Source organism: Nonomuraea solani, assembly GCF_900108335.1.
GTDB classification, from domain to species: Bacteria; Actinomycetota; Actinomycetes; order Streptosporangiales; family Streptosporangiaceae; genus Nonomuraea; species Nonomuraea solani.
In genome coordinates, this window is record NZ_FNVT01000006.1 from 292511 (window position 1) to 318705 (window position 26195).

Below are 26195 nucleotides of genomic sequence, written 5' to 3' on the forward strand. Positions count from 1 at the left end.
GCTCAGCCGTCCGTCTGCGCCGCGATGACCGACTTCACGTCGATCGGGCTCTTCAGGTACTTGTACTCGAGCATGAGGTCGGCCACCTTCTGCAGCCTGTTGGCGCTCAGCGCGCTCGGGTAGGTGCCCAGGGTGATGACCGAGGCGGTCTTCGCGTCGATCCTCGTGTACTTGGGCAGCATCGCCTCGATCTCCTTGCGGTCGTTCGAGGCGAGTTCCTGCGCCTTGGCGATGGCCCGCTGGAAGGCGGCCAGCGTCTTCGGATACTTCTGGACCCAGTCGTCACTGGCCATCCAGCCCGCGATCGGCAGGTCCTCGGTCTGGCCCGTCATGGTGTCGGCGATCTTGCGGAAGCCCAGCTTGCTCTGGGTGGCGGTGATGAACGGCTCGGTGATCCAGGCGGCGTCGGCCTGCCCGGTCTGGAGCGCGTTGCCCATTTCAGGGAAAGGCTTCTCGGCGTACTTCACGTCCTTCTCGGTGAGACCCGCCACCTTCAGCTGCGTCTCGACTGCGAGCGTGGCGATGTTCCTGAAGTTGTTCACCAGGATGGTCTTGTCCTTGAGGTCCGCCACCGTCTTGATCGGCGAATCCTTCGGGACCATGATGTTGTACGCGTTCGGCCCCGCCTGGTACATGTCCGCGACGAGCTTGAACTTCTTTCCCTGGCTCACCGCCAGGAAGGTCGAGACATAGTTGGTCTGGGAGATGTCCAGCGCACCGCTCTCGATCTGCGGGCCGGCCGCCGCACCACCGGTGATGGGGATCGCCTCGACCGTCAGGCCCTCATCCTTGAAAAAGCCTTTGGCGATGGCGATGTGCAGGGAGGCGGGGTCGGGAATCGGCATGGCGCCGACCTTGATGGTGGGCTTCTCCAAGCCATTGCCACCCGATGAGGCGGCGGACCCGCCGTTTCCACTGCAGCCGGCGATTAACAGCGTGGCTGCGATGCCGAGCATGAGGGTGCGGCGCCGCACTTTGCGGGTCATTTGAGGGTTCTCCTAACAGAGGATGCCGGTGGTGGTCGGTATCGCGGCAACGAGCGTGAAGAGTACCGAAGGTGAGGACGATGCTGAAGCGCGATGGACGACGTTCTCTTGCATTTCTCTGCAAATGTATTTCGTCACCAGGCGGAACGGCCCGCATACCGCCTAATGGACCGGCGACCCCGGGGACGAACCTTTTGGTCACCGTGCGTGACGATTGGAGAGATCTGAAAAGGTTTATTTCTTTAGTACCTCCGGACTGTTGGCCAATTAATGAGGTTTGTGGTCGAATTGCGCCGGAGCTTGCCCGCGTTCATTTCAGCGGCGCCGGAGCGTTCAGTCAGCGGTGTGAAGTCTCCCGAGGCGGGCCGTCGGGAGATGTCTGCCATCGGTAAGGACAAAGATGACCCAAGTTGGTCGTGCCAGCGTTCCCGTTCAGCAGGAACGGTTCGAGGCCGACGAGAAGCCGGCGGAGCCGGTTCCCACGCACGGGAACCGGATGGCGCTGCGGAACTGGCGCGTGCGCACCCGCCTCATCACGCTCATCGCCATTCCGACCCTGGTCGCCGTGATCCTCGGCGCGATGCGGGTCGGCATCTCGATCAGCAGCGCGGAGCAGAACCAGCGCATCAGCAACGTGGGCTCCCTCGTGGCGCAGCTCGGCGAGCTGTCTCGCGAGGTGGCGCTCGAACGTGACCTCTCCGCGCACTTCGTCGCCTCCAACCGGGCGCCGACGCAGCTTGAGCGGCTCACGGACCAGCGGAAGATCGTCGACGCCAGCGTGCAGCGCACGACCGCGGCCGCCACGCAGGCCGAGGACTCGCTGTCCGACCTGGGCCGCAGGAAGCTGGCCATCGTCCGCACCCGGCTGACCCAGCTCGCCTCGCTGCGCGACACCGTGTCCGGGAACGCCTCGCAACTGCCGCCGCTGCCGACGATGGAGAAGTACTCCGAAGTCATCGACGACATGCTGCAGTTGTACGACGAGGTGGCGCAGGGCTCGACGGACGAGCAACTGATCGCCACCAGCGCGGCGCTGCGGGCCGTCGCCCGCTCCGAGGAGGAGGCCGCCAAGCTCCGCGGGCTGCTGACGATCGCGCTCGTCAAGGGGGCGTTCGAAGAGCCCGAGCTCAAGGCGTTCCTCGACGCGCGCTCCAACCGCGCCAGTGAGCGCGCCGCGTTCCGCGCCGTGGCCACGCTGGCGCAGCGGCAGTTCCACGACAACACGGTCACCAGCGTGGAGGTCGGCCGGGGCGAGTTCTACATCAACCGGGCCGTCTTCCTCGCCAACGCCGGTCTGCCCCTCCGGCGGCTCGACGCCTCGACCTCCAACGACGTCACCCTGTGGTTCAACGCCATCAGCGACACCGTCAACCGGCTGCACACCGTGCAGCGGTCGCTGCTGGAGCAGGTCGGCACCCGGAGCGCCGACATCCAGTCGAGCGACCGGTCCGCGGCCACGCTGAACATCATCGTCGTCGCCGCGCTGCTGCTCCTCGTCCTCGGCATCACCGCGGTCATGGCCCGCTCGCTCGTCCGGCCGCTCAGGCGGCTGCGCGGGGACGCGCTCATGATCGCCAGCCAGAGCCTGCCCGAGCTCGTGCAGCAGCTCCGTACCAGCGAGGTCGACGCCAAGCAGCTCCAGGTTCCGCCGATCGCCATCTCCTCCAAGGACGAGATCGGTGAAGTGGCGCGGGCGTTCGACGAGGTCCACCGCGAGGCGGTCCGGCTGGCGGGCGAAGAGGCCCACCTGCGCAGCAACGTCAACGCCATGTTCGTGAACCTGTCGCGCCGCAGCCAGACGCTGGTGGAGCGGCAGATCACCCTGATCGACGGCCTGGAGCAGGGCGAGCAGGACGAGCAGCGGCTCGGCAACCTGTTCAAGCTGGACCACCTGGCCACCCGCATGCGGCGCAACAGCGAGAACCTGCTGGTCCTCGCCGGCCAGGAGCCGCCCCGCCGCTGGAGCAAGCCCGTCCAGCTCGTGGACGTCGTGCGCGCCTCGCTGTCGGAGGTCGAGAACTACGAGCGCGTCGTGCTCCAGGTGCCCGACGCCGTCTCCGTGGCCGGGCAGGCCGTCAACGACATCATCCACCTGCTGGCCGAGCTGGTGGAGAACGCGCTGTCGTTCTCGCCGCGGGAGGCCCAGGTGACGGTGTCGGGCAGCCGGATCGACGGCGGCGGCGTGATGCTGGCCATCAGTGACGCCGGCATCGGCATGACGCAGGAGGAGCTGGCCCACGCCAACGACCGCCTCATGAACGCCCCCACCGTGGACGTCTCGGTGTCCCGGCGGATGGGCCTGTTCGTGGTCGCCCGTCTGGCGCACCGCCACGGCGTCCGGGTGCAGTTGCGCCCGCACGAGTCCGGTGGGCTCACCGCGATGGTCCTGATGCCCGAGACGCTGCTCGCCACGCAGGCGCCCGCCTACGCCGGTGGCTCCCCCGACGCCTTCCAAGCCCCGCCGCCGCAGTGGGGCTCGTACCAGATGGGCCCGGGGCACCCGTCGTATCCGTCCAGCCCGTCCGGCTCCTGGCTCGCGCCCGAGCGCGGGGCGGAATCCGGCGACTGGCCGTCCGTGCCGCGCACCGCCCAGCCGGCGCCGCGCGCCCCCGAGCCGTCCGACTGGCCGTCCGTCCCGCGCACCGCGGAGCCCAGCCCGTACGGGTACGCCGACAGCGGCTCGTACGGCTCCGCCGACACGTGGACGCCACCGAGGAACCGGCAGAACCTGCCCGGCGACGACACCTTCCTCCCCAGGCGCCGCAACCTGAGCGAGCCGCAGCAGCGGCCGTCCGGCTACGACTTCCCCGAGACCGCGTCCGCGGCCACCGGCCCCATCCCCGCCGCCAAGGCGGGCTCCGACGAGTACCTGCCGATCTACGCCTCGATCGAGTCGGCCTGGTTCGAGCAGGGCGCGGCGAGCTGGGGCTCGGCCGACGCCGGATGGCACGCGGCCAAGGCCGCCGCGGAGCCGGTACGCGACGGCGTGACCTCCACCGGGCTGCCCAAGCGGGTCCCCAAGGCCAACCTGGTGCCCGGCGCGGCCTCCACGCCCGGCCCCGCCGCCGCGTCCGCCGGCCCCGCCGCGACCGGTGACGTCACGCCGATGCCGCCCGTCTCGGCGGACCGGGTCCGCAGCCGCCTGGCCAGCTTCCAGCAGGGCTACCGGTCGGCTCGCGACGACATCAGCATGGGTAAGACCACGTCCGACCCGACGAACCGAGGCCAGGGCACATGAACGACCTGAGCTACATGGCGTACGAGGTCGACTGGCTGATCAGCGAGTTCGTCGGCATGGTCCCGGGGATCGCGCACGCCGTCGTCTTCTCCTGCGACGGCCTGCCGCTGGCGGCGTCCTCGGGCTTTCCCGTCGCCCGGGCCGACCACCTGGCCGCGATCACGGCCGGGCTGGTGGGCCTGTCGTGGGCCGCGGCCAGGGCGCTCAGCGGGGGTGAGGTCGTCCAGAGCGTGGTGGAGATGGGGAACGGCATGATGCTGATCACCATGTCGATCAGTGACGGGGCCTGCCTGGCCGTGCTCGCCGAGCCCGACAGCGACCTGGCGCTCGTCGCGTACCACATGACGCTCATGGCGGACCGCACGGGCCAGGTGCTGACTCCGGCCGTACGCGATCATCTGCGTGCCAGCCTGACCAGGTGATCTGAATGCGAGCCTGCGGGCGCGACCCGACAGGGCTAGCATCACTGCTTCTTGCCAACTGAATCATGAAAGGGAGACGCACCCATGCGCACGCACCTGGTCATCGAGCGGCTTGATCGGGTTCCCGTGAAGGTGTCGCTGGCCCCAGGACTGTCCATGCTGGCGCTGATCAGCGACGCGCTGTCGGGCAGGGAAAGGGGCGCGCCCGAGCGATGGCGGCGACGGCTGCGCTCCGCCGTGCTGTCACCCGACGAAATGGTGGTGCAGTCGCTGGCCTCACCCGGCTCCAGCGTGCTGCCCGACTTCCTGCTCCCCGGTGACGTCAGCCGGGATCTGGACGTTCCGACGCAGCTCGAAATGCTGCGCGACCTGCCGGCCGACACGTTACGACACGAGCTGCAGTCCATGTCGAACGGGCAGCCGCCGCCCCACTGGCAGCCCGCGCTGAAGGCCCCCCGCCGCTGGGTGCACGGCTACGCCGATCTCGTGGAGCAGGCGTGGTCGGCCATGCATCCGGAGTGGCAGCAGGCCCGCGCCCTGTTCGATCGCGAGGTCGAGCGGGTCGCGGTGGCCAGCGCCCGCGGCGCGCTCGACGTCGTGCTCGACGACCTGCACGTCGACTGCACCTTCCGCGAGGGCACGTGGAGCCTGCCCGACTACGAACCGCAGGAGTACTCCATCGAAGGCAAGGGCCTGGTGCTGATGCCGATGCTGGCCGGGCCGAACGCGATCATGGCCCATCTGGACGGCCCGGACTTCGTGTGGATCGGCTACTCCTTACCCCACCCGACGACACCCCGGGCCACCGAGGAACAGCTCGGTTTCCTCTTCGGCGACGCGCGGGCGACCATCCTGATCAGCGTCGACCAGCCGCTGTCGATGGGCGTGCTGGCCCGGCGCATCAAGTGTCATCCCAGCGTGATCACCTACCACTGCAACCGCCTCGAATCGGCGGGACTGGTCAACCGGCGGCGCGAGGGCAGGGAGATCTACGTCTCCCGGACCGAGCGCGGCACCGCACTGCTCAATCTCTTCAGCTCCTGACCCGCGTTTCTGCGACCGGCCGAAGGATGTCGGGCGACGCGCCTGCCGAGATAGACTGCGCGCAGATAATCTGCGCACAGATTAATCGTGAAGGAGCGCGAGATGTACGCCTACGAACACGCCCTCGACACCACCGCCCCCGCCGCCGCCGTCTGGGCCCGCTACGCCGCCGTCAACGACTGGACCGCCTGGGACACCGGCCTGCTCCAGGTCGACCTGGAGGGCCCCTTCGAGGTGGGCACCGAGGGCACCATGACCCCCGCGGGCCAGCACACCGTCCGGTTCCGCATCGTCGAGCTGGTCACCAACGAGCTGTTCACCGACGAGACCGTCGTCGCGGGAATGACCCTGCGCTTCATCCACCGGCTGACGGAGACCGAAACCGGCACCCGCGTCGTCCACCGCGTCGAGATCACCGGCCCGGGCGCCGAGCAGATCGGCCCGGCGGTCACCTCTGACGTCCCCGAGGCCATGGCCGCCCTGGTCAAGCTGGCCGAGGAGTCCTGAGATGCCCCTCGGGCCCGACGACAGCCCGGGGCTGCTGCTCTGGCGGGCCACGCTGCGCTGGCAGCGGGCCGTCGCCGCCGCGCTGGCGCCGTTCGATCTGACGCACGTGCAGTTCGTGCTGCTGGCCTGCACCGACTGGCTGAACCGGCAGGGCGAGCTGCCCAACCAGCTCGCCGTCGCCACGTTCGCCGACACGGACGTCAAGATGACCTCTCAAGTCGTGCGCAAGCTGGAGGAGAAAGGGCTGCTCGTCCGCGCGTTCGACCCCGTGGACAGCCGGGCCCGCCTGCTGCGCGTCACCGACCGGGGCGCTGAGCTGATCCGCCGGGCCGTCGAGGAGGTGGAGCGGGCCGACGCCGAGTTCTTCCGCGCGGTGCCGGACACGGCGGGCCTCAACACGATCCTGCGGCGGCTCGCCGGCAGACAGCCCTGATCGTCCGTCCCGGCGGCGTCGGCACGGCGCCGGCCTCGGCGCCGGACATCGTGCAGGAGGGCGGCTACTACGTCGTCATGGTGGCGAGCCCCGCGCGGAAATCCGACCCGCAACCGATGGACGCCGCCTGCTCCTGAACCCCGAGCGCCCTCATTGTTCGAATTACGTTATTGATTGAGCTGGCGCTTTCAACCCGGAAGCCCTAATGTCGCCCGACGTGAAACCCGTAAAGATCGCGGCGCTCGCCTGCGCCCTCATCACGCCTTTCGCCGCAACGACGGCCGCGCACGCTTCGGCATATCCGGTGAAGAACCCCGTGCTCACCAAGAACGCGCTGTACGAATCGGGCCGGCTGCCCCTCACGACCTGCGACGAGCTGCCGGTCGAGCCCCAGAACCAGAGCCAGGCCCGCACCTATATCACCGAGGTCCTGCGCTGCCTGGAGAACGCGTGGGGGCCGCACCTGAAGAAGGCCGGCCTGCCTTATGAGCCGGTCAAGGTCCGGTACGTGAAGCGCATGCCCAAGAACTATTGCGGCGACACCGAGGTCAGCCTGGCGGATTCCCAGGCGTGGTATTGCGACTGGGACCGCATGCTGACCTTCCAGCTCGGCAGTTCATGGCTCACCGACCCTTCCGACCTCAATCTCTTCAGCCTGGCCTCGTCGATGTACGGCTATCACGTCCAGAAACTGGTCGGCATTTACGACGCCGGCGAGGACCTCAGGGCCGGCAGCAAGGCCGAGCACTATGAGCAGAGCCGGCGCCACCACCTGCAGATGGAGTGCCTGGGCGGCGTCTTCATGCAGAGCGTCTGGCCGATCAAGGGCAGGACCAAGGCCGAGTGGGACAAGCTCGTGGCGCTCTCCTACGGCGACTGGCCGGGCCAGACTCCCGAGTGGGGAAAGACCGCCACCGTCCAGCGGTGGATGCGGGCCGGTTTCAAGACCGGTGACCCGGGCTCCTGCAACACCTGGGCCGCGCCGTCGTCCAAGGTGGCCTGATTCACGTGGCGGCGGGCCGGCGGCCGAGCGTGCGTTCGAGGGCGATACGGGTGAGCCAGCCGAGACCCGCCGTGAACAGTGGCGGCCACACGATCGGCCCGAAGGTGTAGCCGACCAGCACCGCGAGCGGGATCCACACGCGGTGCACGGCCTGGTGGAGCGGGCCGGGCGGGCGGACCCCGGCGAGCCTGGCGAGGTCGGGGAGCACGAAGAACGCCACGGCGGCGGCCGTGGTCGGCAGGCCGTACTTGAGGCTCTCGAAGATCGCGAAGGCGGCCAGGAACAGCGCGCAGGCGCCCCAGGCGATCCTTCGGGGCCGGCCGGCGGTCACGGGCGCGCTTTCGGTCGTCACGTCTGACAGCGTACCAAGAACACGAGCAATCTCTCGCGTTCAAGGCGTTCCGTTGCGGATGCTGCGGGCGCGGTACGCCGACGGGGTCGACCCGAAGTGCGCCCGGAAGCGCCGCGCGAAGTAGTTCTGGTCCGGCCAGCCGACGGTGGCGGCGATCTCGGCCACGGAGTCGTGCGTGTTGATCAGCAGGATGGCCGCCGTCTCCACGCGGTAGCGCGTCAGGTAGGTCATGGGCGGCAGGCCGGTGGCCGACTTGAAGATCCGGATGAGGTAGTTCGGGGTCAGGTGGAGTGTCTCGGCCAGCACCGCCAGGGTCCACGGATAGCCGAGACGGGACTCCAGCAGCCGCATGGCCTGCATCGCCGTGGGGTGGCAGTGGCTGGTCGACAGCAGCTCCCGAGGGTCGCGGGCGTCGTCGGCGGCGCGGGCCATCTCGCTGAGGACGAGCGTCAACTGGCCGATGACGTCGCCCCGGTAGCGCAGGAGGGGCTCCCCGCGCAGTTTCGCCAGGGCGTCCATGCGGCCGGCGCAGCGCTCCAGCGGGTCCTCGTCGAGCCGGAAGACCAGCATGCCGTGCTTCTTCGGCGCGTACGGGCCGTCGCGCAGGAGGTAGCCGAGCAGCGGATCCTCCCAGGCCCAGCTCAGCTCCTGGCGCAGCAGGGCCGGGTCGAGGCGCAGGTTGAAGACCTCCAGCGCCCGGCAGTCCTCGTATCTGTGCCAGGCCCCCGGCCGGAGCACGACGACGTCACCGGGCACCAGGCGCTGGCTTCCCAGCGGGGACACGTGGCAGCCTTCGCCGCCGATCACCGTGACGATCTCCACGCACCCGTGCCCGTGCAAGGGCACCGCGCCGTCGTGCCGGAAACGCCCCGCCACCGCGAGGGCGTGGTCGCCGAAGAAGCTGCAACCCTCACCGGTGTCGACCGGGAAGCCGACCTCTCCGATGGGCGACAAAGCCACCACTCCGCTCAATCCACAGGCGAATTCTGTGCTAATCGAGGACGACGGGATGCTACTTCGCACGCCGGAGGTCCGCCTAGTCTCAAGGCGAACGGTCCCGCGAAAATTTCGCGAAATGCCTGCTGCGGGCCACTGATTTCAGGGGAGCCCCCATGTCATCGAAGAACCGTTTATCGCTCATCATCCTGACAACGTTACTGACCATCGGAGCGTCCGGTTGTGGAAGCGCCGAGCCCGCGCCGCTGACGTTCTGGATCTCCCAGCAGACGCCGCAGTCGGTCAAGGACGGGATCGCCGCCTTCGGCGAGCAGGGCGGCGTCGAGGCGGAGATCGTCACGATCCCCGACCCCTTCGAGACCAACACCCTCACGAAATGGACCGCCGGTGAGCGTCCCGACGTCCTCTACTGGCAGCCCGCCAAGAAGTTCTTCGCCCAGCTCGTACCGCGGGTGAATTTGCAGGACCTGTCCGGCATGGACTTCGTCAAGAAGGCCAAGCACCGGCTGGCCGCCGAATCCGGCGCGGCGGATGGCAGGACCTACATCGCGACCGTCGGCTTTCCCTCGATTTTCGGTCTTTTCTACAACCGGAACGTCTTCGCCGAAAACAAGATAACGCCGCCGAAAAGCTACGCCGAACTGCTGGCGGCGTCGAAGAAGCTCAAGGCCGCCGGGGTGACGCCGATGTCGATCGCGGGCGGCGACGCCTGGACGATGCAGGTGCCGGTCTACGAGCTGTTCACCGACCCCGTCGCGGCCGGGCTCGTCGAGAAGATCAACACCCGGGCGGCGTCGTGGCAGGACCCGGCGGTCGTGAGCGCGCTGAGCACCTTCAAGTCCTACATCGACAGCGGGTACGCCAACGCCGACCACAAGACCGCCACCTACGCCGACCAGCAGTCCGCGCTGCTGGAGGGCAGGGCCGCCATGGTCGCGCAGGCGTCGTGGATGCTCTCGGCGCTGGCGGAGACGGCCGGCGCCGCGGAGGTCGACCGGAGCATCGGGTTCGTGCCCTGGCCCACCGCCTCCGCCAAGGTCATGTGGCAGTCGTCGAACAACGCCTCGGTGATGTTGCCGAAGACCGGCGACCCGGCCAGTGAGCGGGCCGCCCGCGACTACGTCACGTACGCCACCACGACGGGCTATCGGGCCTACCTGGACGTCGCGAAGGAGCCGTCGGTCATCGAGGGGATCGCCGACCCGCCCGGCATGTCGGCGCTGCAGCGCACGGTCGCCGACGCGTACGCCGCCGGCTCGATCCCGAGCGTGGACATGCAGGCCGCGGCGAGCTTCGGCGACTTCCCGGCGCTGGTCGGCGAGCTGGTCGCGGGCCGGGCCAGCGCGGCGGACGTGGCCCGCACGATGCAGGCCGAATTCGAGAAGAACGCGAAGCTCATCGGCGTCGAGGGGTTCTGAGGGCGATGCTGCTGAAGGCGATGGTTCCGAGGGCGGTGGCCGGGGGGCGCGGACGGCGAGGGGATCTCGCGCTGCTCGTTGTCCCCCTCGGGCTGTTCGGCGCGTTCTTCCTGCTGCCGAACCTGCTGAACTTCGGCTACGCCTTCACCGGCTGGAGCGCGTTCCGCACGGCGATCGAGTTCGCCGGCCTGGACAACTTCCGTGACCTCGCCGGCGACGGCACGCTCTGGGCCGACCTGCGGCGCACCGTGGTCTACGCGGCGGTGGTGACGCTGGCGCAGAACGTCGTCGGGCTGCTGCTGGCCCTGGGCCTCGAACGCCCGACGCGCGGCAACCGGGTCCTGCGCGTCCTGCTGTTCCTCCCGGTCCTGCTCGCGCCGCTCGCCGTCGGGTACGTCTTCCAGGCCGTCCTCGCCTACGACGGGCTGCTCAACCGGCTGCTCGGGACGCGGGTCGAATGGCTGGGCTCGGTGGACTGGACCCTCGGCGTGGTCGCCCTGGTGCACGCGTGGAAATGGGCCGGGCTGACCGTGCTCATCTACATCGCCGGCCTGGCCGCCGTGCCGCGAGAGATCCTGCAGGCCGCCCGGATCGACGGCGCGTCCGCCTGGCAGGCGTTCCGCCACGTCACGTTCCGGCTGCTGGCGCCCGCCGTCACCGTGAACGTCACGCTGACGCTGATCGGCGCGCTGAACACCTTCGACATCGTCCTCGCCACCACGCGCGGCGGGCCGGGCCGGGCGACCGAGGTCCTGAACGTCTACGTCTTCCAGCAGTTCGGGACGGGCGCGTTCGGCCAGGCCACGGCCATGAGCCTGGTGCTGTTCCTGACGGTGGCCGTGGTCGCCGTGCCCCTCGTCGTCTACCTGCGCCGCCGTGAGGTGTCCTGGTGAACCTCCTCCGGCAGGCCGCGCTCTGGACGTACGCGGCGGTGTCCGTCGGCGTTCCGCTCTGGCTGGTCCTGGTGACGGCCGCCAAACCCTACGCGGAGGCGCAGCGGCTCTCCCTGGCACCGCCGAGGACCTGGCACGTGGCGGAGAACCTGGAGACGATCTTCGCGGACGGCGCGGCGGTGCGGGGCTTCGTCAACAGTTGCCTGGTCACCGTGCCCGCCCTGGCGCTGCTGCTGTTCTTCGGGGCGATGGCCGCCTGGGTGTTCGGCCGCGCGCGGCAACGGGGCCTTCGTGCGCTGTACTACCTGGCGATCAGCGGGATCCTGCTGCCGCCGGCGATCGTCACCACGCTCCAGGTGCTCAAGGCCGCCGGGCTGGACGGCTCGCGGCTGGGGGCGGTGCTGTTCTACGCGGGCGTCCACATGAGTCTGGCGATCTTCCTGATGACCGGGTTCGTGCGCGGGATCCCGTACGAGATGGAGGAGGCCGCGCGGCTCGACGGGTGCTCCACGCTGGGGGTCTTTCTGCGCATCGTCCTGCCGTCGCTGCGCCCGGTGCTGCTCACCGCCGGCGTCTTCCTCGCCCTGCAGATCTGGAACGACTTCTTCTACGCCTTCTTCCTGCTCCACGGCAGTGAACGCCAGACCCTTCCCCTGGGGCTGTTCGGCTTCGTCAGCGGAAACCTGTACCGGACGAACTGGCAGCTCATCTTCGCGGACGTGATCGTCGTCAGCCTGCCGCTCGTGGCGGTCTATCTCGTCGCCCAGAAACGCATCGTCAGCGGACTGCTCTCCGGCGCGGTCAAATAAGGAGTTTCATGACCGACACTGACTCGCTTCACGTCATCCGCACCCGTACGGCCGATCTGCCCGACCCGCTCGGTATCGACGACGACCGACCTCACCTGAGCTGGCACCTGGCCTCGGATCGGCGTGGAGCACGTCAGTGCGCGTACCAGATCCAGGTCGCGAGCTCCGGCGCCCTGCTGGAGCGGGGACGGGCCGACCTGTGGGACACCGGCCGACTGGCGGGGCCGGAGCAGCGGGTCCCGTACGGGGGCGTACCTCTGCGCTCACGCGCGCGGGCGCACTGGCGCGTGCGCTGCTGGGGCGACGAGGAACACCCGGGACCATGGAGCGTTCCCGCGCGCTTCGAACTCGGGCTGCTCGACCCCGCCGAGTGGTCGGCGGCGTGGATCACCCATCCGTGCTGGTCGGAGGCAGGGGCCGGGCCGGAGCCGGCGCTGCCGTTGTTCGCGCGGGACTTCTCCGTGGCCGCCCCGGTGGCGCGGGCCCGGCTCTACATCACCGGCGTGGGCGTCTGGACCGCCACCATCAACGGCCTGCCGGTCACCGACGCGGTGCTGGAGCCGCCGAACACCGACTTCGCCCAGCGGGTCGTCTACACCACCGCCGACGTCACCGCGCTGCTCCGCCCGGGCGCCAACGCCATCGGGGTACGGCTCGGCCCCGGCATCGCGCACGTCGAGGACGTGCCGGGCCGCTACACCAAGTTCGCGGGCACCCGGGCGCTCCCGGCGGCGCTCGTCCAGCTCGAACTCGAAGCCCCTGACGGTACGCGGACCCGCGTGGTCAGCGACCCCGCCTGGCGTACCGCGCCCGGCCCGACGCTGGCCGCGCACTGGTACGGCGGCGAGGACCACGACGCCCGGCTGGAATCACCCGGCTGGGACCTGCCCGGCCACGACCGATCGGGGTGGCGGCCGGTCGTGACGGCGGACCGGCCGGCGGTACGGCTCACCGCCCGCGCCTGCCCCCCGATCCGCGTCATCGACGAGTTGCCCACCCGCGAGGTCACCCGGCCCGCCCCCGGTGTGCTGGTCTTCGACGTGGGCACCAACATCGCCGGCTGGCCGCTGCTCGACGTCGATCTGGAGGCCGGGCGTACCATCCGGATCCGGCCGGGCGAGCAGCTCACCCCGGCCGGGCGGGTCATGCAGGACGAGCACACCACGGGCACACCCATCGCCGACACCTACGTCACCCGCGCCGGCCGGCAGCGGTGGCACCCGAGCTTCACCTACCACGGGTTCCGCTACCTGGAGATCACCGGCCTGCCCGACGACGCCGCCGCGCGGTGCGTACGGGCGCTCGTCCTGCGCGCCGCGAACGAGCCGATCGGCCGCCTGCACACCTCCCACCCGCTGATCGACCAGATCCACCGCATCGTGGACCGGGCGGTGCAGGGCAACATGTTCAGCGTTCTCACCGACTGCCCGCACCGGGAGAAGCTGTGCTGGCTGGAGGAGACCCACCTGGTCTTCGACGCCGTGGCGCGCGGCTACGACGTCGCCGCCTACTGCCGCGAGCTGGTCCGCAACATGGCAGAGGCGCAGACGGAGACCGGCCTGGTGCCGAACATCGCGCCCGAGTACGTGATCTTCGAGGACCGCTTCCGCGACGACCCGAACTGGGGCAGCGCGATCATCATGCTCCCCTGGCTGCTGTACAAGGAGTACGGCGACCTCGGCACCGCCCGCCGCGCGTACCCCGCCATGCGGCGCTACCTGGAGCATCTCGCCGGCCGGGCCACCGGCGACACCCTGGAGCACGGGCTCGGCGACTGGATCGCCATCGACGAGTCCACCCCCGTCGCGATGGCCGCCACCTGGGGCTACCACCGCGCGGCGGACACCCTGTCGAAGATCGCCACCGCCCTCGGCGCCGACGGCGACGCACGGCGCTACCGCGCTCTCGCGGCCCGGATCGCCGCCGCCTTCCACGACCGCTTCTTCGACCCGGGGACCGGCCGCTACGGCAGCGGCAGCCAGGCGTGCGACACCTTCGCCCTGGACCTCGGCCTCGCCCCGGAACTCCGTCAGCCGGCCCTCGAGCGGCTGATCGACGGGATCAGGGCGGCCGGCCATCACGTGACCGTCGGCGAGATCGCCCTGCCGGCCCTGCTGCGCGTGCTGTCCACGGCCGGCCGGCACGACGTCGTCCACGAGCTGATCACCCAGACGACCCCGCCGAGCTACGGCCACCAGGTGCTGGCCGGGGCCACCTCACTGGCCGAGGCGTGGGACGGGCCGACCCGGGGCCTGTCGCAGAACCACTTCATGCTCGGCGCCGTCGAGACCTGGCTGAGCCGGTACGTCGGCGGGGTGGACCAGGCCGACGACTCCGTCGGCTACCGGGAGCTCGTCATCGCCCCGGTCGTACGGGACGAGCTGCGCTCGATGACCTACACGACGCGCGTCCCGTACGGGGACGTCCACGTCGCGTGGGAGCGCCACGACGACCGGTTCGTCCTCGACGTCGGCGTGCCGGTGGGCGCGACGGCGACCGTCCACGTGCCCACGTTCGGCGGCCGGACGCCGGTGTGCGACGACGCCGCCCTCCTGCCGGTCCGCTCGCGGGAGACGGCCGCCGAATTCCACGTCGGCTCCGGCCGCTGGCGGTTCGAGACCGCCGTCGGCCGGAGCCGGCACGAGGGAACCAGCGTCGTGGCCGGTGGCGGCGGGTAACGCGGACTGGGCGATCAGCGACACGGACGCGGGGGCGGATCGGTTCGACCGGTCGCCCAGGCGGTCGCGGCCGCGGCCACTGCCGCGACTGCCGCGACGGCCGCGACCCCGGCGAGCAGCCGCCACCGGCGCCGGGCCGTCCGATCGAACCGGGATCGGCGATCATCCGTATCCCATCCCGTCCAGAGGTGCGGATTCGCCACGGTCCAGAAGGAGAGTCACCACATGCCTGAAGCCTCGATCGTCACCCGGCTCGCGATCAAAGAAGTGACCCCGGATGTCTCCACCGCAATGATCGCCCTGAACGACGCCGCTCAGTCCGCGGCGGAGGCCGCCGACATCGAGCCGGAATTACTGCAGCTGATCAGAATTCGCACGTCGCAGATCAACGGCTGTTCCCTTTCACTGGTCCAGCACACCGCGGCCGCGCGGGCCATGGGCCAGAGCGAGCAGCGCATCCGCGACGTACGGGCCTGGCGGAACAGCAAGGTGCTCGACCGCAAGGAAAGGGCCGCGCTGGCGCTGACGGAGGCGATCACCCTGGTCTTCGCGGGTCAGGTGCCGAACTCGGTGTACGCCGAGGCGGCCTGCCTTTTCGACGAGACCCAGCTCGCGGCGTTGATCTGGATCGTGACAGTGATCAACACCCACAACCGCATCGCGATCACCACCCGCCTGGAGGGCAGCGGCGCGCCACCGACCGCCGCCGCCGGTTGAGGAAAATCTCTTTCCCCGGCGATTCCCAGGGCTTTTCCGCGTCGCCCGCCATAACGCAATGAATATTGATCTGATGACGAGGCTTGATCGTTTCCGCGGTGCGTCGCTAAGGTTGGGCGCCTTTGTCCGGCTCCCTTTCCCGAGGACGTCCCAGTGCGCCGTCATCGTTTCGGCAGAATCGCCGCTCTGCTCGCCGCCGTCTATGTGACCGTGGTCGTCGGGTCCGGCGTTCTCGCGCTCACCACCGGCGACCCCACGCTGCTGCGCGAGATCGTCACCCGAGGATGGGGCGCGGACCTCCTGCCCTTCACCTGGTGGATCGAGCTCCTCATCGTCGCGGGCGGGATCCTGCTGGGCTGGGGCTACTGGCAGATGCTGCGCGGGCGGCCGGCCGGCCCGGCGGCGGTCAACGCCCGGCCGGTCCGGCTGTTACGGGCGGCTCTGTACATCAGCGTCGCCTGCTCGCTGCTGATCCGGCTGCCGATCCCGTACCAGTGGTGGTTCGGCCTGCCGGGCGACCTGGTCGGCTTCGCCATCGTCTGGCTGTTCTTCGTGGTCCTCGCCGGGGTCCTGCCCCGGTGGCTGCGGGTGGCCGGGCTCGTGGCGGGGCTGGCGAACGCCGCCATGCAGACGGCCTCCACCCTCGCCTGGGGCGCCGGGAGCTGGCCGGTCGCGGAGAACCTCTCCCCGTACTGGCTCGGCAACACCGTCCTCCTGCTGTGGGTGGTGCCGGTCCTGATCGGTCAGGCCAGGGACCCGCGCTGGTCCCGGGGCACGGTGCGGATGGGCATGGCCGCGTCAGTGGTGTGGCTGCTGTCGCCGGGAGGAGGTTCGACCTTCTCCTTCGGCGGCGGGGATATCGACTACAGGCTGTTGGTGGTGGTGGGCCTGGGCTTCGTGGGCGTCTTCGGGATGGTGTGGATGGCGCGTTCCGCGCACGACCTGGGCGGTCCGGTGCCCGTACCGGCTCCGGCGCGTCCCGTCCAGGTCGCGGCGGCGCGCCCGTGGCCGCTCGCCGCCGTGGTCGTGGCGCTTCCGCTGATCCCCGCGGCCGTCAATCTCGCGGGTGGGATGCCCGTGTGGATCGGTCCCAGGGGCGCGGTCGACGAGTTCTTCCACGGGTACGTGAGTCACCCGGCGGCCCTGCTCTGGTTCGCCGTGGACCTGCTCGTCGGGGTCGGCGCCCCGGCCGTCCTGATCCTCGTCGCCGTCGTCCGCAGGACCCGGCGGCTGCTGCGCGCCACCATGGCAGCCCTGACCCTGGCCGCCGTGGCGGGCGTCGTCACCGCGCTCACCTCGATCCCCGAACCGGACTGGCTGCTCATCCCCGAGATGACGGAGGAGCGGCTGGGCCTGTACCCGGGCGGGCTGTTCACCCCGGGCAAGAACGGCGAGATCCTCTTCGGCCTCTCCCCGCTGTGGTACGGCGCCGCGCTCGCCGCCTCCGCCCTCCTCCTGCTCCTCCTGTACGGCGCCCGGTCTGGGTCGCCCCACCCAGCGGCTGCTGCTGATGGCGTACCCGGGGCCGGGCGGCAAGATCGTCGTGCACCGCTGGATCAGACCTGAGTCGTACCCAGGTGCGACTACCACGCACGACGGAGTTCGTCCCGAATGAGGACGAGAGCGGCCATCGGCCTCCCGATGATGGAGATCATTCATCGTTAGGAGACCGCATGTCGCAGCTCAACGGCCGCAGAATCGCGACCGTCGCCCTCATCGCCGCAGGGCTGCTGTCCCCCGTTCAGGTGAACGCGCAGGCGGGGCACGGCGAGCCGCCCGGCGTGCGGCAGGCGCTCGACGCGACCGTGGCCGCCGGCGCGCCCGGGGTGCTGGCGCGGATCGACGACGAGCGCGGGACGTGGATCGGCACCAGCGGCGTCGCCGACCTGGGCACCCGGGCGCCGGTGCCGCGCGAGGCCCGCTTCCGGGTCGCCAGCCTCACCAAGAGCATGGTGTCCGTGGTGGTCCTGCAGCTCGTACGGGAGGGAAAGACGAGCCTGGACGAGCCGATCGAGAACCGCCTGCCCGGCCTGGTCGCGGAGGGCGACCAGATCACCGTCCGCGCGTTGCTGAACCACACCGGCGGCCTGGCCGACTACGTGCGAGCCCCCGAGTTCGCCGACCCCGAGCACTACCGCGACCGCACCTACACCCCGCGGCGGCTCATCGCCGAGGCCGAACGCCTGCCCCGCCCCCAGCAGGGCCGCTTCGCCTACTCCAACACCGGCTACATCCTGCTCGGGCTGCTGGTGGAGAAGGTGACGGGCCACGACCTGGGCACCGAGCTGAAGAATCGAATCTTCCGACCGGCCGGGATGACGCGCTCCCACCTGCCCCTGACCCGGCAGGACATCCGCGGCCCGCACGCGACCGGCTACCACCTCCCCGCCGGCGCCGACCCGGGCACGCCGGGCGCGCTCAGGCCGATCACCCGGCTGAACCCGTCGTTCGCGTGGGCGGCGTACGGGGTGGTGTCGGACGCCCGCGACATGAACCGGTTCTACCGGGCGCTCTTCTCCGGCCGGCTCGTCGGCCCGGACCTCCTGGCGCAGATGCGCACCGGCGTGCCGACGCCGCAGGCCCCGATCTTTCCCCGGTACGGGCTCGGGCTGGAGTCGGCCGGGCTGACGTGCGGGGAGACGTGGGGCGCCACCGGTTCCATCCCCGGCTACATGACCTTCAGCTTCGCCGACGCGTCCGGCGCGCGGCGGATGACGCTGTCGATCAACGTGCAGCGCAACGACCCGAAGGTGGGGACGATGCTGCTGGCCGCCGTCGACGCGCTCAACCGCTACTTCTGCGGCGAGCCGTACCGGCTGCCGGCGGGAAAGGGTGTCACCGGTCTGGCAGGGTGACGGTGACGCTCGCGCCGCCGTCGGCCGGGTTGGCGAACCGCAGGGTCGCGCCGATGACGCGGGCGTGGCCGAGCACGATGGTCAGGCCGAGCCCGTGGCCGCCGCCGCGCTCGGCCCGGCCGGTGCGGAAGCGCTGCGCCTCTCCCTCGTTCAGGAGCGTTAGGAGGTCGGGTGGGAGACCCGGCCCGTGGTCGCGGATGACGATCCGACCAGGGCGCACGGTGATCGTGATCGGGGCGGCGCCGTGGGTGCGGGCGTTGAGGAGCAGGTTGGCGACGATCCGCTCCAGGCGGCGGGCGTCGGTGACGGCCGTCGTGTCCTCGTCGGCACGCAGCTCGGCGGAAACGTCGACGCGGCGCAGCGACTCCCGCACCAGGCCGGCCAGCGGCACCGGCTGAAGGTCCGGCTCCCCGCCGGGCGCGTCCAGGTGGGAGATCTCCAGCAGGTCGTCGACCAGGCCCCGCAGCACGCCGATCCGGTCGCGGACCAGGTCGGTGGCCTCCCCTTCTGGCAGCAACTGGCCGGCGGTGAGCAGGCCCATCAGCGGGGTACGCAGGTCGTGCGCGACGTCGGCCGTGAACCGCTGCTCCGCCAGCAGCCGTCGTTGCAGGCCGGCGGCCATGGAGTTGAGCCCGGCGCCGATCTCGGCGATCTCGTCCCGGCCCCGCGCGTCGGTACGAGCGGCCAGGTCGCCGTCGGCGATCCGGCGGGCGACGCGGGCCATGCGCCGCAGCCGCCGGTTGGGGAGCTCGGCCGCCAGCATCGACAGCGGCACCACCCCGGCCAGGGCGAGCAGGGCGGCCTTGATCATGTCGCGGTCCAGCGCGTGCAGGCCGAGCAGGTCGGACCCCATCGAGATCTGTACGCTCACCGCCTGGCCGCCCCGGGGCTGGACCGCCCATACCCACGGCTCGTCCCGGTGGTCGAGCCCGTACCAGACCACTCGCCCGCCGCCGGGCCGCACCTGGGCGGCCAGGGCGTCAGGGAGTGACCCGACGCTCACCACGTCCGTGCCGCCGGCCAGTGACCGGTCGAGGGCGACTTCGGCGCGGCTCTCCCCCAGGTCCAGCGCGCGCTGCCAGGTCGCCCGGTGCACCAGGAGGCCGACCACGGCGGCGACGACGGTGGCGGCGAGGGTGACGAGGGCGGCGATCTTCCATCGCAGCGATGCCGGATTCATGTGGCGCCATATCTATCGAAGTGCGTTGACCGGTTCCATGCGGGCGGCACGCAGGGCCGGATACAGCCCCGCGAGCAGCCCGACGACCGCACCGGCGGCGGGTGCCATGACGGCCAACCGTACATCCATGACCGGCGTCCACTGCTTGACGGCGCAGACCGCGACGATCACCACGATCCCGCCGGAGGCACCGATGACGCCGCCGGTCAGCCCGGTGAGCGTGGACTCCAGCAGGAACTGCGCGGCGATGTGCCGGCGGGCGGCGCCGAGGGCGCGGCGCAGGCCGATCTCGGCGACGCGCTCCATCACGGTCACCAGCGTCACGTTGGCGATGCCGACCGCCCCGACGACCAGGGAGACCAGGCCGAGGATCAGGAACAGGGCGTTGACGTCGCCCTCCACCGCGTCGCGCGCCCGGGTGGGGCTGGGCGGCGAGATGACCTGGAGCAGCGCCTCGTTGCCGGGGCTGAGCGCGGCCGGCGCCTGCTTCGCGATCAGTTCGGCGGCGCCGAGACCGGTGTTGACCAGGACCCGGGTCACGGTGCTCAGGCCGTAGCGCTCGCCGACGGCCGGTGGCAGCATGACCGCGCTCGTGAGGCTCTTCTCGCGTTGCGGGTCGCCGAGCACGCCGATGACGGTGTACGCCTGGGTGCCGATGAAGACGGCCGGCGCCCGGGCCAGCCGGGTGACGCCCAGGAGTTCGGCCGCGTGCCGGCCCAGGACGACGACCTTGTCGCCGCGGGCGATGTGCCCGGCGTCGAAGTAGCGGCCCTCGATCATCCGGCCTTTGACCGCGGCGGGCAGGCCGGGGCTGCTGGAGAGCACGGTCAGCGTCTGGTCGGTGACCCGGGTCGGGTCCACGATGTCGTTGGAGCGGACGACGAGGTTGGCGCTCTGTTTCGACTCGGCGATCGCGGCGGCCGAGACCACCCCGCGCAGCCGGGTCACCCGGCCGACGTCGGCCCAGCCGACCAGGGGAAAGGGGTGCTCAGGGACCTCGACCGTGACGGAGGTGGCGGTGAGCTCGTCGAAGCGGCCGACGATCTGGTTGCCCGCCGTCGCGGCGACGCCCAGCGTGACCACGAGCGTGGTGATGCCCAGCACGGTGCCGAGCGTGGTCAGCGCCGAGCGCACCGGGCGGGCCAGCAGCCCCGCCACGGCCTCGGTCAGCAGGTCGCGAGGGTGCACGTCTACTCCTCCGTGAGGACGCCGTCGGTGATCCGCACCCGGCGCCCGGCCCGGTCGCTCACGTCGGTCTCGTGGGTGATGACGACGATGGTCATCCCCTGGGCGCGCAGGTCGTCGAACAGGTCGAGCACGGCTTCGGTGTTCCTGCTGTCGAGGTTGCCGGTGGGCTCGTCGCACAGCAGCAGCGACGGGTCGCCCATGAGGGCGCGGGCGATGGCGGCGCGCTGCCGTTCGCCGCCGGACAGGCTGCCGGGCGGGAAGTCCAGCCGGTGCGACAGGCGTACCCGCTCCAGGGCTCGCGTCGCGCGCTCGCGGCGGCCCGCGCGCGGTGCCGGGCCGTAGACCTCGGCCAGCATGACGTTCTCCAGCACGCTACGGTGCGGCAGCAGGTGGAAGGACTGGAAGACGAAACCGATGCGGCTGCCGCGGATGGTGGTCCGCGCGCCGTCCTTCAGTGAGACGGTCTCGATGCCGTCGAGGCGGTAGCCGCCGCTGGTCGGCCGGTCGAGCAGGCCGAGCGTGTTGAGCAGGGTGGACTTCCCGGACCCCGACGGGCCGACGACAGCCACATAATCCGATTTTTCAACTCTTAGGCTGACTGCGGACAGAGCCCTGACGGGCGGGTCGGCGGGGAACTCCTTGGTCAGCTCGTCGAGCACGATGACCGGCTCAGGCACTGTTGATCACCACCAGGTCGCCCGGGTCGAGGTCGCCGGTCACCTCCACGGCTCCGTCGGCGGACAGGCCGGTGCGTACCTCGACCTCTTTGACCTGGTCGGGCGCGGTCTCCACCTGCACCCGGGCCTTGCCGTCGGCGGCGGTGACGACCGCCGCGGCGGGGACCACGAGCACCTCGCGACCGGTGGCGCCGATGGTCACGCGGACCGTGACGGGCGCGCCGGCGAGCCTCTTGAGCCCCTTCATCGAGGCGGGAGTGATCGTCACCGGCACGGCGCCCTTGGCGTCTCGTCCGCCCAGTGAGGTCACCGTGCCGCGGACGGTCTTGCCGGCCTCGGTCTCGATGCTCGCGTCCAGCCCCGTCTTCAGCCGCTCGGCCTCGGCCACGTCCACCGAGCCCGCCACCACGAACGTGGAGCCGGTCACCGTGGCGACCGATTCATCCACGAGCTCGCCCGCCTTGATCTTCGCCTTGTGCAGGCGGACGGGCAGCCTGGGCAGGAAGACGATCTCCCCCGGCGGGACGGTGGTGCCGTAGGTCCTTTCGAACTCGGCCAGCAGCGCCCGCGCGGCGGCCAGGTCGGCCCGGGCGTTGGCCACCTTCAGCTTGACGGGCGAGAGTCGCCTGGCCTGCCGGAGCGTCTGCTCGGCGGTGACGACCGCCTCGCGCGCCACCCGGACGTTCCTGGCCAGCTCGGTCAGCCGCGCGGCCCGCGCGGTCGCGGCCTCCTCGTGTACGCGCTCCAGCGCCGACCTGGCGGCGGCCAGCTCCGCTTCGGCGTTGTCGATCCGGAGTTCAGAAAGGCGGGTATCGGCCGGGCTGGGAGTGGGAGTGGGGGTGGCCTGAGTCTGCTCCTGCCGGGCCGCCAGCAGTTTCTCCTCGGCGGCGCGTACGGCACTTTCGGCGGCGTCGATCTTGGCCTCGTCCTCGGTGGTGAGCTCCTGTGCCCGCGCGCTCTTCAGCGCCCGCTCGGCCTCCGTCAGATCCTGCCGGGCGCCGGCCAGCTTGACCTTCAGCGGCAGCACGTCCCTGCCCTGGTCAAGGGCCTTGCGCTCGGTCGCGAGCACGTCCTGCGCGGTCCGTACGGCCCGGCGCAGCTCGTCGCGCTGTTGCCGCAGCTCCAACGTGGGCTGCTGCGCCTCGTAACCGCGCTCGGCGTAGAAGCGCGTCACCGCGGCGGCGGTCGCCGGGTCGAACACGCCGGTCGCGGGCGCACGGTGGCCGAGCCTGCGCAGCGCCTTCTGCAACTGCTCGACGTCGGCGCCCTTGGCCCCGGCGACGATGCCGCGGTGCATCGGCACCTTGCCGGCGAAGACGAACACCGGGCGCCCGTTCACCTCCATCAGCACCGCGCCCTCCGCGAGGGTGCCCCGGCGGGGAGCGCGGGTGGCGCGCTGAGCGGTCTCGCCGCCGCCGACCACGCCGGCCGGCGACACCGGGTGCGGCGAGCCGTACTCCAGGGTGCCGCTGACCACGACGGTGGAGACCAGCCTGCGCCGCTCGACCGCGACGGTGACCAGCGACGGCTTGGGCGGTTTGCGGGCCGCCGCCTCGTCGGCCGGGGAGCGCAGCAGGGTGCCCACGCCCCAGCCGGTCCCCGCGATCACCAGGACCACGGCCAGGACGAGCAGCAGCTTGCAGCGAGGGGTGCGGGTCACCGCTCCTGGAACCCGTACTTCACCCTGGCCTCGTTGGTGAGGCGCTGCTGCAGGGGCAGGAAGGCGGCGTAGAAGTCCTTGCCGCACTCCAGGTCGGCCAGCGCCGACGTGATCTCCTTGGCGAGGTACGGCCGGGCCTCCGCCGCCGTCACGGTGCCCGGCTTGCCGAGCTTGTCCGCCTGCTCGCTCCACACCACCATGCCGCGGGCGCTCAGCGCGACCGGCTTCGCGGAGGTCACCCGCTCGCCCTTGGACTTCAGGCACTCGGCGAACGGCGCGGCGAGCTCCAGCAGCCTGGGGTCGCCGTCGAGGGTCTTGTCGATGTTCTCGATCTCGGTGCTCATCTGGTCCTGGTAGTCGGCGACCGAGGTGACCTTCAGGCCGTTCACCTGCTGGAGAGCGGTGACCCTGCACTCGTTCATGGTCTTGACGTAGGCGTCCCGCTTGGCGCCGGACAGGCCCTCGATCGCCGCCTGGTTCGGGTCCGGCGCCTGTGTCTCCGGCGGCTTCGGATAGACGATGGCGGAGAAGATGCCGAAGCCGTTCTTACTTCTGTCCGCCTTCATCGCCGCGTAGTCGGCGGGGTTCGCCTCGGGCTTCCTGGGCGGGCTCACCGAGGGGGTGTAGGTGAAGCCCTTCTGCTTCATGCAGGTGGCGATGACGGTCTCGCGTTCGCGCGCCTTGTCCGAAGGAGCGCTGACGGCCGCGGGGGGCGGGGATCCTCCGCAGCCGGTCAGCACCGCCAGGCCGAGCAGACCGTGGGTCAGCACACGCATCGAGACTCCTTCCGTGGACGGCGCCGCCTTTCGCGGCGCCGTGGCCACTTTGGAGCCCTTATCCGTCCGCCCGGTCTTCGCCGGGTATCGGCGGGCGCTCGGTCATGTATCCGCCACGTATCAGAGGCGGTCTCAAAGGCAGGCGAGCCGTACCGGGCCGGCCACCATGGCCAGGTCGCCCGTCGTGTTCCCCTTGCCGGTGTCGGTGATCTCCACCATCGCCAGGCCGCTGGTGATCGTGACGGGAGCCGGGCCCGCGACCCATTTGCCCTGGCGCATCCGCTGGTCGAGGGTGAACTCCGCGACCGTGCGGGCGTCCTGGTCGAAGCCGTCGATGACGGTGTACCAGACCCGCTGGCCGGCGAAGCCGGTCTTGGGGATGTACACGCCCACGTAGCACTGGTGCCGGCCGTCCAGTCCGGTCGTGAAGCGCCACTGGAAGCTGTTGCTCGGATGGGTGGTCTTGGTCGCGTCGTAGGTCAGCTCGGAGAACAGGAAGCCGTCGCCGCAGCCAGCGCCCGTCCAGCCGGGGACGCTGGCGTCCTTCCATCCGTCCCGGCCCGGCAGCCCGTCGATGCGGACGCTCCTTTTGGCGTCACGCGGGCAGCCGGGGCCGGCGACCGCGATGAAGGCGGGCTTCACGGCGGCGGCCTTCGTGCCGCGCGGCACCGGGCGCGCGGACGCCGACGTGGTGGCGGACACCTCCTGACGGCCCGCGACCGACACGGCCATGGGGGCCCGGTTCTGGTAGATCAGCAGCGCCGCCGGCACCGCGATCTGCGCGAGCACCCCGACGATCACCCACGTCTTGATGGAGGTACGCCTTCTGGCCGCGGGTGGCGGTTCCGGGGCCGGTCCGACGCGTGGATACTCCACGGTCTCGTAGACGCGGTCGCTCTGCCGTACCCGCAGCAGGGTGTTGACCACGTGCCATTTCCTGGTCCACTCGATCTGGTCGCCGCCGCACGCGGTCACGTACGCCTGCGTGGCCTCCAGGCTGGGCAGCGCGTCCCCCGACGCCGCCGCCGCCAGCTCGGCGGCCGGATGTCCCGTCCTGCGCTTCATCGCGCGGTGACTGGGATTGCCCGCCGCCGCCCGCAGCTCGCGCAGCCCGCGGGCGAACTCCTTCACCGGATCGGGCGCCGCCGCGCGCGCGTGCCGCCCCCGGGACCTGCTGCCACGCGGTAATTCCCGGATCGTCTCTCTACTCGTCATCGTGCCCCCCAGCGATTTGTTTCGGCCCGTGGTCGTCGGCCCGTGGTCATCAGTCCGTGGTCATCGGTCCGTGGTCATCGGTCCGTGGTCATCGGTCCGTGGTCATCGGTCCGTGGTCAAGGGCACGACAGCCGGGCCGGGCCGGCTGCCATGGCCTGGTTGCCTGTGGTGTTGCCGCGGCCGGTGTCGGTGATCTCCACGATGACCAGGCCGCTGGTGATGATCAGGGGAACCGGAGCCGGAACCCACTGGCCCTGCCGCATGCGCTGGTCGAGGGTGAACTCCCCGACCGTGCGCGCCTCCTCGTCGAAGCCGTCGCTCACCGTGTACCAGACGCGCTGCCCGGCCAGCCCCGACTTCGGCACGTACACCGTCAGCGTGCACTGGTGCGGGCCGCGCAGTCCCGTGGTGAAGCGCCACTGGAAGGCGTTGCGCGGACGCGCCGCCCCCCGCGTGCCCGCCTTCAGCTCCGAGAACAGGAAGCTGTCGCCGCACCCCGCGCCGGTCCAGCCGGAGGCGCCGGCGTCCTTCCAGCCGTCCCGGCCCGGCATGGCGTCGATGCGGACGCTCCGCATCGTGTCGCGCGGGCAGCTCGGCCCGGCGACAGCGGTGAACGTGGGACGGGTCGTTTGTGCGGTCTGTGCGGTCTGCGTCGTCTGCTTCGTCTCGCCGTCCTTGGTCGACAGGAACCGGAACAGCACGTCCTGGCGGAACGCGCCGGCCGTGGCCAGCCCGGTCACGCCGAGCGCGACGAGGAGCGCCGAGAGCTTGATGACACGGCGGTTCAGCCGTGCCCGTGCCCGCACCCGCTGTGGGCGGTGCGCGGGCGCCGCCGGTCCCGCGAACGCCTCGTCGTCGTTGGTCTTGTTGTCCAGCTCCGCCCTCAGCGTGTTCCACTTTCCGGCCCACGCGTCCTGGTCACCGCCGCACGCCCCCACGTACGCCTTCGTGACCGCCAGGCTCGGCAGCCTGTCCCCCGACGCGGCCGCGGACAGCGCCGACGACGAGTAGCCCGCCTTGCGCTCCATGGCCCGGTAGCTCGGATTGCCCGCCGCCCATCGCAGGTCGCGCAGACCCTGGGCGAACTCCTGAAGTGGTCCTGACGGGACCGGCCGTTCCCGCCTGCCTCGGGTGGTGGTGTCTTGGTGGATCATCATGCCCCCTGACGAGATGAACTGTCGGCCCCT

General features: G+C 70.8%; 23 protein-coding genes. 13 read left to right on the forward strand and 10 right to left on the reverse strand.

The features are described 5' to 3' along the window. Nucleotides 1-2: 2 nt before the first annotated feature. Entirely contained in the window at nucleotides 3-986 is a 984-nt protein-coding gene (locus tag C4V41_RS24180; protein WP_235030351.1) for an ABC transporter substrate-binding protein, read from the reverse strand. 400 nt (nucleotides 987-1386) lie between these two features. Here C4V41_RS24180 and C4V41_RS24185 point away from each other — a divergent pair, with 400 nt between their 5' ends. From C4V41_RS24185 to C4V41_RS24210, 6 genes are all read left to right on the forward strand, one after another. Beyond that, nucleotides 1387-4224, forward strand: coding sequence for a sensor histidine kinase (locus tag C4V41_RS24185; RefSeq protein ID WP_103958192.1), 2838 nt, complete (start codon nucleotides 1387-1389; stop codon nucleotides 4222-4224). After that, nucleotides 4221-4646 (forward strand): roadblock/LC7 domain-containing protein, encoded by a 426-nt coding sequence (locus tag C4V41_RS24190; protein WP_103958193.1) that lies wholly within the window; start codon nucleotides 4221-4223, stop codon nucleotides 4644-4646. Before C4V41_RS24185 ends, C4V41_RS24190 begins: the two co-directional genes overlap by 4 nt. A gap of 84 nt (nucleotides 4647-4730) precedes the next feature. Next, entirely contained in the window at nucleotides 4731-5690 is a 960-nt protein-coding gene (locus C4V41_RS24195; protein WP_103958194.1) for a helix-turn-helix domain-containing protein, read from the forward strand. Between the two features lie 87 nt (nucleotides 5691-5777). Beyond that, the gene (locus C4V41_RS24200; RefSeq protein WP_146103762.1) at nucleotides 5778-6197 is read left to right on the forward strand and encodes an SRPBCC family protein; all 420 of its coding nucleotides are present in this window, start codon (nucleotides 5778-5780) and stop codon (nucleotides 6195-6197) included. 1 nt (nucleotide 6198) lies between these two features. Continuing rightward, nucleotides 6199-6630 carry a MarR family winged helix-turn-helix transcriptional regulator gene (locus C4V41_RS24205; RefSeq protein ID WP_103958196.1) on the forward strand — a complete coding sequence of 144 codons (432 nt, stop codon included), beginning with the start codon at nucleotides 6199-6201 and terminating at the stop codon, nucleotides 6628-6630. 217 nt (nucleotides 6631-6847) lie between these two features. After that, a complete protein-coding gene (locus tag C4V41_RS24210; protein WP_160150374.1) occupies nucleotides 6848-7633 on the forward strand; it encodes a neutral zinc metallopeptidase in 786 nt (261 codons plus the stop codon). Nucleotide 7634: 1 nt separating this feature from the next. Here the strand turns inward: C4V41_RS24210 and C4V41_RS24215 are convergent, their stop codons facing one another. Together C4V41_RS24215 and C4V41_RS24220 are read right to left on the reverse strand one after the other, a co-directional pair. Next, the gene (locus C4V41_RS24215; RefSeq protein ID WP_200824186.1) at nucleotides 7635-7985 is read right to left on the reverse strand and encodes a hypothetical protein; all 351 of its coding nucleotides are present in this window, start codon (nucleotides 7983-7985) and stop codon (nucleotides 7635-7637) included. A gap of 39 nt (nucleotides 7986-8024) precedes the next feature. Continuing rightward, nucleotides 8025-8939: an AraC family transcriptional regulator gene (locus C4V41_RS24220; RefSeq protein WP_200824187.1), complete on the reverse strand. Its 915-nt coding sequence runs from the start codon at nucleotides 8937-8939 to the stop codon at nucleotides 8025-8027. A gap of 158 nt (nucleotides 8940-9097) precedes the next feature. Between C4V41_RS24220 and C4V41_RS24225 the strand changes: the two genes are divergently transcribed. From C4V41_RS24225 to C4V41_RS24255, 7 genes are all read left to right on the forward strand, one after another. Beyond that, a complete protein-coding gene (locus C4V41_RS24225; protein ID WP_103958199.1) occupies nucleotides 9098-10360 on the forward strand; it encodes an ABC transporter substrate-binding protein in 1263 nt (420 codons plus the stop codon). A gap of 5 nt (nucleotides 10361-10365) precedes the next feature. Then, nucleotides 10366-11253: a carbohydrate ABC transporter permease gene (locus tag C4V41_RS24230; RefSeq protein ID WP_200824188.1), complete on the forward strand. Its 888-nt coding sequence runs from the start codon at nucleotides 10366-10368 to the stop codon at nucleotides 11251-11253. After that, complete coding sequence (locus tag C4V41_RS24235; RefSeq protein ID WP_235030352.1) at nucleotides 11250-12062, forward strand: carbohydrate ABC transporter permease; 813 nt, start codon at nucleotides 11250-11252, stop codon at nucleotides 12060-12062. Before C4V41_RS24230 ends, C4V41_RS24235 begins: the two co-directional genes overlap by 4 nt. Before the next feature lie 8 nt (nucleotides 12063-12070). Beyond that, on the forward strand, nucleotides 12071-14740 hold the full coding sequence (locus C4V41_RS24240; RefSeq protein ID WP_103958201.1) for an alpha-L-rhamnosidase: 2670 nt from the start codon (nucleotides 12071-12073) through the stop codon (nucleotides 14738-14740). Nucleotides 14741-14965: 225 nt separating this feature from the next. Continuing rightward, nucleotides 14966-15457: a carboxymuconolactone decarboxylase family protein gene (locus tag C4V41_RS24245; RefSeq protein WP_103958202.1), complete on the forward strand. Its 492-nt coding sequence runs from the start codon at nucleotides 14966-14968 to the stop codon at nucleotides 15455-15457. Nucleotides 15458-15610: 153 nt separating this feature from the next. Then, on the forward strand, nucleotides 15611-17023 hold the full coding sequence (locus tag C4V41_RS24250; protein WP_103958203.1) for a hypothetical protein: 1413 nt from the start codon (nucleotides 15611-15613) through the stop codon (nucleotides 17021-17023). A 107-nt stretch (nucleotides 17024-17130) separates the two neighbouring features. Continuing rightward, nucleotides 17131-18312, forward strand: a complete 1182-nt coding sequence (locus C4V41_RS24255; RefSeq protein ID WP_103958204.1) for a serine hydrolase domain-containing protein — start codon at nucleotides 17131-17133, stop codon at nucleotides 18310-18312. Here the strand turns inward: C4V41_RS24255 and C4V41_RS24260 are convergent. From C4V41_RS24260 to C4V41_RS24290, 7 genes are all read right to left on the reverse strand, one after another. Next, nucleotides 18293-19492: a sensor histidine kinase gene (locus tag C4V41_RS24260; protein ID WP_103958205.1), complete on the reverse strand. Its 1200-nt coding sequence runs from the start codon at nucleotides 19490-19492 to the stop codon at nucleotides 18293-18295. The genes C4V41_RS24255 and C4V41_RS24260 overlap by 20 nt on opposite strands. 12 nt (nucleotides 19493-19504) lie before the next feature. Beyond that, a complete protein-coding gene (locus C4V41_RS24265; protein WP_103958206.1) occupies nucleotides 19505-20680 on the reverse strand; it encodes an ABC transporter permease in 1176 nt (391 codons plus the stop codon). Nucleotides 20681-20682: 2 nt separating this feature from the next. After that, the gene (locus C4V41_RS24270) at nucleotides 20683-21357 is read right to left on the reverse strand and encodes an ABC transporter ATP-binding protein (protein WP_103958207.1); all 675 of its coding nucleotides are present in this window, start codon (nucleotides 21355-21357) and stop codon (nucleotides 20683-20685) included. Further along, complete coding sequence (locus C4V41_RS24275) at nucleotides 21350-23017, reverse strand: peptidoglycan-binding protein (protein ID WP_103958208.1); 1668 nt, start codon at nucleotides 23015-23017, stop codon at nucleotides 21350-21352. Before C4V41_RS24275 ends, C4V41_RS24270 begins: the two co-directional genes overlap by 8 nt. Then, entirely contained in the window at nucleotides 23014-23793 is a 780-nt protein-coding gene (locus tag C4V41_RS24280) for a hypothetical protein (protein ID WP_103958209.1), read from the reverse strand. The genes C4V41_RS24275 and C4V41_RS24280 overlap by 4 nt, the downstream gene beginning before the upstream one ends. 132 nt (nucleotides 23794-23925) lie before the next feature. Further along, on the reverse strand, nucleotides 23926-25008 hold the full coding sequence (locus C4V41_RS24285; RefSeq protein WP_146103763.1) for a hypothetical protein: 1083 nt from the start codon (nucleotides 25006-25008) through the stop codon (nucleotides 23926-23928). A 116-nt stretch (nucleotides 25009-25124) separates the two neighbouring features. Beyond that, nucleotides 25125-26165 (reverse strand): hypothetical protein, encoded by a 1041-nt coding sequence (locus C4V41_RS24290; protein WP_103958211.1) that lies wholly within the window; start codon nucleotides 26163-26165, stop codon nucleotides 25125-25127. Nucleotides 26166-26195 lie beyond the last annotated feature (30 nt).